The organism is Vibrio makurazakiensis, from assembly GCF_050337375.1.
Taxonomy (GTDB): domain Bacteria; phylum Pseudomonadota; class Gammaproteobacteria; order Enterobacterales; family Vibrionaceae; genus Vibrio; species Vibrio makurazakiensis.
In genome coordinates this window covers 1-8,902 of sequence record NZ_JAKJSW010000012.1, presented here as the reverse complement: position 1 = coordinate 8,902, position 8,902 = coordinate 1, and the positions used below count along the sequence as shown (strand labels likewise).

Genomic DNA, 8,902 nt, shown 5'->3' with positions numbered 1-8,902 from the left:
ATCACCACCGAATTAAAGGAGGGAGGTATCTCGCATTTCAAATGTATCAACCACAGCGACTAACCATCGGAATCAGGCGAAAACCTCAAGGGATCTTCCCATTCGAAATTGATCAAATTTGCGGAAAGAGGAATAGGCCGCCGACCGCAGAAAGTAAAGCCTTGATTCATCGTTGGTTTGAGCAATGTAAGCAAAACGAAAGACTGGATCTATCGAATTACCATTTTTAAGTAGCAATCAATAGGAGTAATAAAATGAGAAAGTTTAAAGGGCGTATTCAGTTTCCAAATGGCGTAAGTCAGGACGTGATTATTGAAGCAGATAACCAATACAAAGCGACACAGTTGGCAAAAGCAATGTATCAAGGAGCGAAGATTAGTCGTTCGTTTGTTCAAGTCAGATAAAGAGTGGGTATTGCGAGAACACGAGTAAATATTAATTTTCGAATGTCTATAAAGTCGTCATGTGGTATGTTGTTCTATATATTGTGGTTGCTGACTTATGCGAGAGGGTTTGTAGAGTGACATTTCAAAAATTCATAGAAAATGTGAGTAATGGTATTAAAAACAAAGGTATAGATGAAAATTATACCGCCCTTGCTTCTTCTCATGAAGCTAACGATTTTTGGGGTAACTTATTCGAGTGTATCGGCCTATTAATTGTACAAATCAGTAATCATGATGCAGCGTACTTCAAAACTGGGGGAGAGACGAGTCCTAGGAAGTTGAAGTTTTACACAGGTGGTAATGATTTTGTATTCAGTATTAACTTAAATCAAAATGATTCCTACTTATCACTTTCTCAAAGTATTAGCGCAAAACAAGCGGTTCCTATACTTGAAAATATTAGTCCGCAATACGAAGACCAAATCAAAAATGGTCGTATACATATAGTAATGTCGAATGATGAAGCGATGGCTGAATTCCATCAGTATTTACATCAAGGATATACGAGTTTAAGTGAGTGGTTTAAAGAGCAATTAAAAGCTAATGAAATTAGCTATGACCAAGTTAATAAGGATTCTTGGGTTAGCTTGGACTCTCAAAGTGATGATGTAAAACGGTGGATTGAGGCTAACCTAACCAAGTTAATTCAAAGTCTAAAAGGGAGTGTAGCGTATTCCAAGGCGGATCCTTGTATTCTTTTTGCACAGGATAAAAAAGTAGGTAGTTCCGCCAGAGGGTTTGTTGGTGGGTTTAACCTATCAATAAACGGTTGCATTTTAGAGCTTGCTTGCAGAGATAAAGGGGATGATTTTGGAAAGTTTCCTAGGCTAAGAAAAGAATTCCCTCCACAAGAATTAATTAATGGTAATAGTTATCAGTATTACAGTCAGACTGAATTTATTGAATGGTACAAGTGTCAGTTAAACCAAAAAGATCAATCACAAGTGACCAAGATTTTTCAATCGTGGTTACGTTGCTTGAAAAACGCTTCAAAAGAAGTCACCAATGATGAGAGTGTCACCTACTCTCCGTTACAGAATCAAACCTCGGAGCATACCAAGATGCCGTCACCATTAAACCAAATCCTTTTCGGCCCTCCTGGTACAGGTAAAACCTACCATACTATTGAAGCCGCAGTTAAAGCTGTTGAGCCAGCATTCAAATGGCAGAGCCGTAGTCAACTAAAAGCTGAGTATGAGCGCTTGAGTGGCGAGAAACGAATTCGGTTTGTGACATTTCACCAAAGTTATGGGTATGAAGAGTTTGTTGAGGGGCTAAGTGCTAAAACTGATAATGGCGAGATTTCGTATTATCAAAAAGATGGTGTTTTTAAGTGTATTGTTGAAGATGCCAAAGATAACCGTGTCACAAAGATTACAGAGGAAATCTCTGATTTTGAGACATTGTGGAACCGCTTTTTGGATCATTTAAGTAGTTCGGAAAATGGAGTCAAAGTTAATACGATTCGCACGTTTTTCACTGTTTCAGATGTGGACAATAATACAGTTCGTTTCGAAAAGGATCAGGGAGAGTCTAATCATTCATTGAGCGTGAAAACCTTAAAATCAATATTCAATGGTGAGCGTGAAATGAAAGGGGGTCTTAACCCTTACTACACTGCATTGGTAAAGTACTTAAAAGGTTTGGCGCAGTCAGANAGTGAGGTAAAGACATCACGAAAAAACTACGCTCTAGTGATTGATGAAATTAACCGAGGCAATATTTCAAAAATATTTGGTGAATTGATTACTTTAATTGAACCTTCAAAGCGTAAAGGTGCGGAGGAAGAACTAGAAGTGACACTTCCATACTCTGGCGACACTTTCTCTGTACCAGATAACCTACACATTATCGGTACTATGAACACGGCGGACCGTTCATTGGCAATGATGGACACAGCACTGCGCCGCCGTTTTGATTTTAAAGAGATGATGCCACAACCTGAATTGCTCGAAGGCCGAAAAGTAAAGGGTATCGACCTTTCTGAGCTTTTGAAAAAGCTAAACAAACGCATTGAAGTTCTATATGACCGTGAACATACGTTAGGTCATGCATTTTTGTTTCCAGTCTATAACGAAAAAGATGATGAAAAAGCATTCGTAGAACTCCAAAACGCTTTCAAAAACAAGATTATCCCTTTGCTTGAAGAGTATTTCTACGAAGATTGGAACAAGATCCGCTTAGTACTTGGAGATAGTCTGAAGTCTGATGAGAGCCTTCATTTTTTAGCCAAACATGAAGATACGTACAGTACGTTATTTGGATCTAACCACGATTTAGATCTCTATGAAGACAAGAAAATAACGTACTCAATCAAGCCTTTTGAGGGAGATGGTACTCCGTGGGTTAAGCCATCAGCATATATTGGCATCTATAAACAGTTTGTGAGTGAGTCTAGTGAAAGCGAAGCATGAGGTTACACTCTTTGAGTTCGACTATTTAGCTTCTGAAGGCACTCCAAAACATGGTTTTGTGTCTTCTAATATAAAAGTTATCTCNAACTTAGCTTATGACTACCTGAAGCAACTCTGTCTTGGTGATGAAAGTGAAAGTCAGCTTCTTCAACTTCGGCGCCGAGATGGTATGGAGGTACTGCAAGTCCAGAGCTATGCAGGGGTAATCTTCACACCAGATAAAACCCAAATCGAGGTTTTGCCTAAAGTTGGCAAGAGCTTTAATAGTAATGGTAGAGGATCTACTGATGAGCATGAAAAAGCGCGTCAGTCATTGTTGATAATGTTGAAGGCATTAAAGGGGTTTGCACATATTCAAACCTCAAGTGCCAACATCACTCATCAAAAAATGCCGCTACTTGAGGTATTTATAAGTCACTTCTTAAACTCAGTGAATGAGCTGGTAAAGCGGGGGTTGAAAAGTGACTATGTGCGACAAGAAGACAATCTAGGGTTCTTAAAAGGGAAGCTAAATGTAGGCAAGCAAGTTAGGCATAACTTCATCAATAAGCATAAGTTTTTCTGTGAATATGATGAGTTCATGTTAGACCGTCCAGCTAATCGACTGCTTCATAGTGCATTGCTTAAAGTAAAAGGTTTTGCTCGTAGCAGTGCTAATCAAAAGCTCTTGCAAGAACTGCTGTTTGTTTTTCATGAAATTCCTAAAAGTAGCGATCATAAGTTTGATTTCACTAAGCTCCAACAAGATAGAGGGATGAACTATTATCAGACCCCTCTTGAATGGTGTCGCTTAATCTTGAATGGCTTTTCGCCACAAACCATGAAGGGCAGTACCAATGCAGCGTCACTACTTTTTCCGATGGAAAAGGTGTTTGAGGACTACGTAGCGAAGGTATTGAAAGCACAACTCGCAACAAAGCGTCCAGAGTTAACGTTATCGACACAAGCTACTGGTCAGCATTTAGCAACATACGACAATCGCGGAAAGTTTAGCTTACGTCCTGATTTACTGATTCAACATGGTTCGGTAAATAAAGTTGTACTTGATACTAAATGGAAACTGCTAGATTCAAGCGTGACGCATTCGAATATATCTCAATCAGATGTCTATCAGATGTTTGCCTATGCGAAGAAGTACCTAAGACCATCAGAGACGGAGCTATCAGTAGGTAAAGACGTTGTATTGATTTATCCGTGGCAGGATAACTTTGATGCTGCGCTAGAGCATTACTATGACCTAGATGATGGGCATCGTTTGTGGATCGTACCGTTTAAAATTTGTGAAAATCAGAGTGGACTGCGATTACCAGAAAGCTCAAGAGAGATTGATGATTTTGTTCTCTAGGAACTCCAGTATGAAGAAAAGTATATCAATTGCTCTTATGACCATTTCTTGTAGCGCAGTATCGGCTGAGGTTGAACTTAGCTGCGTTGATCCAGTCAATACGTTGGTGATCAATCACTGTGCTACGAATGAATTGAAAGTGGCAAAAGCAAAATTAGCGCTTTATCTTCAAGCGACTTTAGAACATAACTCGAAAGATCTAGTATTGTTAAAATCGATAAAAAAAGCACAACAAAATTGGCAGACATTCGCAACTTCACATTGTGACTCCATTTATACACAATGGCGAGAAGGTACAATACGTGGTGTCATGACGATAAACTGTCAAACCCAATTAAATAAGCAAAGAACACATGAACTTTGGGCAAACTTTCTAACCTATATGGACAGTACATCACCAGTACTACCTGAACCTAACAAATAGGGCAACGATGACTAAAATGACTCAGGAGCAGTTGTTCGGTACCCCAAACTTATTGCCTGAAGTTGATCCATTATTAATGGATTTGTTCACTCCTATTGAAGATGATGAAAATTACGTAGCATTATGTAACCAGTTGGGTGATAAAAATCATGCGTATCATTCGATAAAAATGAGTCGATTTGAGCCTTTTGGCATGTAGCAAGATTGGACAAGAATCGAAACAGGATATATTGATTTCTCGCCAATTGTTGTTCCCCAAGTTAGTTATCTGACTGGGGAGATATTAGTAGGCGCATAAAGATATCAAAGATATTCCATCTGAACATCTTGAGAGTTCTTATCATATTATTACTGCACAGATGCGTAGTGACAAAGAGTGGCTTGATGAATTTTTATGTGGTCATCTAAATGAATTAGCAGAGCGAATGGGATTAAGTGAAGTCAAACTAGTCGAAAGATTGAAAGGCGATGGTGTTGACTGCTTTTACTTATAAGCAACACTACTCTCGCAGTGTTGTTGATCGTAAATAGCAAAAGGAGCATGGTTGCTCCTTTTTATATCCTATAGTCCTCTAGAACTTTACTATGACCTTGGTGGTAGACATCGTCAATGAGTTGTGTCGTTTAATATTTGTGAAAGCAAGAGTCACTTAATTTGGCCTGATAAGGCAAAAACTATTTTGGATTTAGCTAATTAAAATTCAGTAATACGGAGAACGGCAATGACAACATCTATCATTTTTTTTGGTTCTGCTGCTGGCAACATTGCGCAATATGCACAAAAGAACAAACAGTGGCAGACAACTCCAAAGTTGTGGATAGACACCAACTCCACTCCAGCGTTAGAGCAATCTGACTGTGAGTTTATTACATGGAATGAAAATGAAGCGCTTGATCTAACAAGCTTCACCGAAGGTCATTCAAGGGTAATTCTGGTAGCTGGCCTTAGTGGTTCTGTGGGATCTAGGGCAAATGATCTAGCGTTGCAATTGGTGAAGCAAGGGATAAACGTACGTCCAATTGTAATTAAACCTTTTGCATTTGAAGGACAAGAAAGGCACAAAATTGCAGATCGAGTTATCGAAAGTATGGCTCAATATCTATCTACACTAACAATGTTCGACAATGAATTGATTCTCAAATGGCTAGGAGATGGCAAAACGTTAGTAGATGGATTTGAAGAGTGTAATCGGCAGGTTGTTGAGCATATTGACGGTCTTCTCGTAGAGGGAAATCAATGGCCTGTAGTATAAAAAAGATAAGCCAATATTATCAGAAGCGTTATCAAGACAACTTTTACTATCCTGATCCTGATCCTGATCCTGAGTGGGAAGAGTTAGCTAAAATAGCAGGACTCTTAACAGGAAAAAAAGCTAACGTTCGATACTTTGAACCCAGCAACAAGAGTAAGTTTAAACCCAAAAAGAGAGGGGGACTTCGTAGACAATTAAAGCGTTGGGCCAATAAAAAGAGTATTAACCCACAGTTGCTTTCATATTTAGGTAACTGGTGGGACGATGGCCCTTTGATTCGGTATCAGTTATCTCTCACCCCTGAATGTCAGGAGAACGAAGTCGCTCAGATCGGGTGCTACTACTGCTTAAGGCTAGAAACTGAACTTTGCAAGGTTACAGAGTCAGAACTTGTTGAAGGCATTTGTAAGGATTGTCATGTAGATGCCTTGTTAGTTACGACAGAAAAATTCCCTTTAGATCGAAAACTGCTACGTATCTATCAAGCGTATTGGTTTAACAGTTCGAAAGGCTAAGACGATTTGAATGCCTATCTCATATAGTTAGTTGTATAGTATAGTGGTAGTACGGTATACTGTATTCTTGTAAGGTTCATCAAGTTAATATCAACGGTTTACAATACAAGGCTTAATCCAATGGGAAAAATAGCATTAGACTCAATCAAAAATGATGATTTGTGGGTGTTTAAAACAGACTACAACAACACGGATTTTCCTTGGCTAGAGCTTATCACTCAATGTATTCACTTTAATTCAACAAAGTGTCTATCTTACTTGATTGAAGATATGGATTTTGCAACTATTGAAGATTATGTAAGTACGTTAAACACTGCCATTATGAAAGAACAGGTGGTGTTGAATCATATCCTCGAAGGCTCTAAAGCCTTTTCTTTGTTACAATATTTAGAAGTGACATCGCTAGAACAGCAGAAAACCATGCTACAACGTTTGGTGTACATCAACTATCCAATCGACTGGGAAGAGCTTTTTGATAGTGGTGTTGCCGCTCAGAGTGTTCTAATCGAAATATTCAAGGAAGCAACTTTTAACCTGAAAAATTTGCTTAATTATATCTCCTACTTGCAGTATGCGGAGGTTGATTACGATGATTATTCTCAAATTATTCTTCAATCGTTTTTGAATGTCGATGTTATTCCTTCTGAATTAGCATGTGAGCTATTTGGCTCAAGTATGTCTAATGTTATGAATAAGAATACGTTTGAGATAGGTATAGATAAATGTTGCTCACTAGGGATTGACTCTATACTTATTGATGGAGACTTGAGTGAAGAGCTAATTATTCGAGTTTTAAAAAATCGTGTCAATACGGTCTGTGGTGCAGCGATAACCAAACATCTTGAATTATCGGCAGAGCTGATTGAATCCGATTCAAGTTTTGCTCAAAGTATTATTTCCCATCGAGATTTCGAGTTTGATACCGATGAAAAGACAGGAGATGAATACCTGTCTTGGGAGTGGTCGATTGCTAGAAGCTTATTTATAACTAAGAAGTTTGATGCGATCCGAGTGTTGGTTGAAAATGGTGCCAATTTGGGCTGCTTCACGAAATTGTACTTTGGAGAAGAGTACTTGTTAGCTCGCAGTGTGTTCGAGTTTGACTGTGAAAAGAATGATCATGAGCGATTCTTTGGAGAAATCAAACTACTGCTCGAAAATGATGTAACGTCTCCCCTAAATATTTTAGGGTGCGTGAATGGTGATATTGCAAATTTTGATTTTATATCTTTATATAAACTCGTTGCAACTTATGGTAATACAACCACCAAACTGGCCTCAGATTTTATTGTTACACACTACGGAAAGTTTATAACGAGCTATCTCTATTCATCTTTTTCAGATTCATGTAAAGAATATGAAAAAGATGATCATTCTGGTGATCCATACTACTTTTATGTATGGGATGAGAGNCAATTAGCTTATGTTGGCGAAAGAGAGCTAGTCTAATATTAGACATATACCTATATCGAAAAGTAACACTGCCCACGCAGTGTCGTTGATCGTATAGAAGAAAAGGAGCTTAGTAGCTCCTTTCCCATTCTATATCTCTATTTGGATCTGAGATCTTCTAGAATCTCAGCATTCGACTCGGGGAGTAAATCTGTTACCACGCAGCCGAGAGCATCTGCTAATAGGTATAACTTTTCTACAGTTATGCGCTTCTCACATAACTCTACTTTTCTTAGGTAACCTCGACTAAAGCCAGCTTTCAAACTAGCCTCTGAGCTTGACAGCCCCAACGACTCTCTTTGTTTTATGATCTTCAGGGAGATCTCTTCTGTTAGCTTATTCATTTCTTGTATTTGTTTTTTTTTGTCAGTTTACATTATCTCCATAAAGATGACCTTTCCTAATTGCATCTAAATCAAATGACTACTATAGTAGTCACTATTGTTTGAGATTTGATTACTGAGGATCTGATGAGAATAGAAAGCTCAAGTTTGCTAAAAATGGGGTTAAAGTGTTGTGAGAACTTTGAAGATTCAGGGAGATTTACTGTCTTTGAGTTTACGGATAACTTTAAAACTCAACTGGATCAGTATTATAATTCAGAAGATAAAAAGTTAAGGTTGCGAGGACATACTTATCGAGTTCTTAAATTGCTAGAATCAAGCGGTATGGTTGAGCGCCTTAGTGATGCGTATGCAAACAATGCAAAATATAATTTAGTTAAAACGAGTGATTCAAAAGAAGGTGTAGTTGTAAAACAAAGTATAGATGCTGATCTAGAGAGTCTTAATATATATAAACATAATCTTCTTGTTGAAAGCTGTAATCTTATTCATTATGAAAATGCGTATACGGAATTAAAAGAAGAACTTCCAGAATTTAGTGATTACTTTAATAAAAAAATTGACGAAGCTGATAAAGAATCAACGAGATTAGTAGCAAAATCATTAGTACTCGATGAACTAACAGAAGAACTCAGTAAAACACAAAATAAGATCTAACTAGATCTACATTTAAAATAGATCTACATTCCCTCAATAAAATGTGTTATAA

The 8,902-nt window shown here is 37.9% G+C and carries 8 protein-coding genes and 2 pseudogenes; 9 read left to right on the top strand and 1 reads right to left on the bottom strand.

All coding sequences use genetic code 11. The annotated features are described in order from the left end of the window. The 8 genes and pseudogenes from L4C33_RS00865 to L4C33_RS00830 all read left to right on the top strand — a co-directional run. Positions 1 to 230 (top strand): annotated as a pseudogene (locus tag L4C33_RS00865) (PcfJ domain-containing protein); the annotation flags it as partial. 24 nt (positions 231 to 254) lie between these two features. Further along, on the top strand, positions 255 to 404 hold the full coding sequence (locus tag L4C33_RS00860) for a hypothetical protein (RefSeq protein ID WP_428810595.1): 150 nt from the start codon (positions 255 to 257) through the stop codon (positions 402 to 404). 1,709 nt (positions 405 to 2,113) lie between these two features. Continuing rightward, positions 2,114 to 2,860 (top strand): annotated as a pseudogene (locus tag L4C33_RS00855) (McrB family protein); the annotation flags it as partial. A gap of 169 nt (positions 2,861 to 3,029) precedes the next feature. Continuing rightward, the gene (locus L4C33_RS00850) at positions 3,030 to 4,205 is read left to right on the top strand and encodes an McrC family protein (RefSeq protein WP_428810596.1); all 1,176 of its coding nucleotides are present in this window, start codon (positions 3,030 to 3,032) and stop codon (positions 4,203 to 4,205) included. A gap of 10 nt (positions 4,206 to 4,215) precedes the next feature. Then, positions 4,216 to 4,629 (top strand): lysozyme inhibitor LprI family protein, encoded by a 414-nt coding sequence (locus L4C33_RS00845; RefSeq protein ID WP_428810594.1) that lies wholly within the window; start codon positions 4,216 to 4,218, stop codon positions 4,627 to 4,629. 7 nt (positions 4,630 to 4,636) lie between these two features. Then, positions 4,637 to 4,828 carry a hypothetical protein gene (locus tag L4C33_RS00840; RefSeq protein ID WP_428810593.1) on the top strand — a complete coding sequence of 64 codons (192 nt, stop codon included), beginning with the start codon at positions 4,637 to 4,639 and terminating at the stop codon, positions 4,826 to 4,828. Between the two features lie 523 nt (positions 4,829 to 5,351). Continuing rightward, positions 5,352 to 5,882: an FtsZ/tubulin family protein gene (locus L4C33_RS00835; RefSeq protein ID WP_428810592.1), complete on the top strand. Its 531-nt coding sequence runs from the start codon at positions 5,352 to 5,354 to the stop codon at positions 5,880 to 5,882. After that, the gene (locus L4C33_RS00830; protein WP_428810591.1) at positions 5,867 to 6,397 is read left to right on the top strand and encodes a hypothetical protein; all 531 of its coding nucleotides are present in this window, start codon (positions 5,867 to 5,869) and stop codon (positions 6,395 to 6,397) included. The genes L4C33_RS00835 and L4C33_RS00830 overlap by 16 nt, the downstream gene beginning before the upstream one ends. 1,550 nt (positions 6,398 to 7,947) lie before the next feature. Here the strand turns inward: L4C33_RS00830 and L4C33_RS00825 are convergent. Further along, a complete protein-coding gene (locus L4C33_RS00825; protein WP_428810590.1) occupies positions 7,948 to 8,193 on the bottom strand; it encodes a helix-turn-helix domain-containing protein in 246 nt (81 codons plus the stop codon). Between the two features lie 126 nt (positions 8,194 to 8,319). Here L4C33_RS00825 and L4C33_RS00820 point away from each other — a divergent pair, with 126 nt between their 5' ends. Further along, the gene (locus L4C33_RS00820) at positions 8,320 to 8,850 is read left to right on the top strand and encodes a hypothetical protein (protein WP_428810589.1); all 531 of its coding nucleotides are present in this window, start codon (positions 8,320 to 8,322) and stop codon (positions 8,848 to 8,850) included. The last annotated feature ends 52 nt before the right edge of the window (positions 8,851 to 8,902 follow it).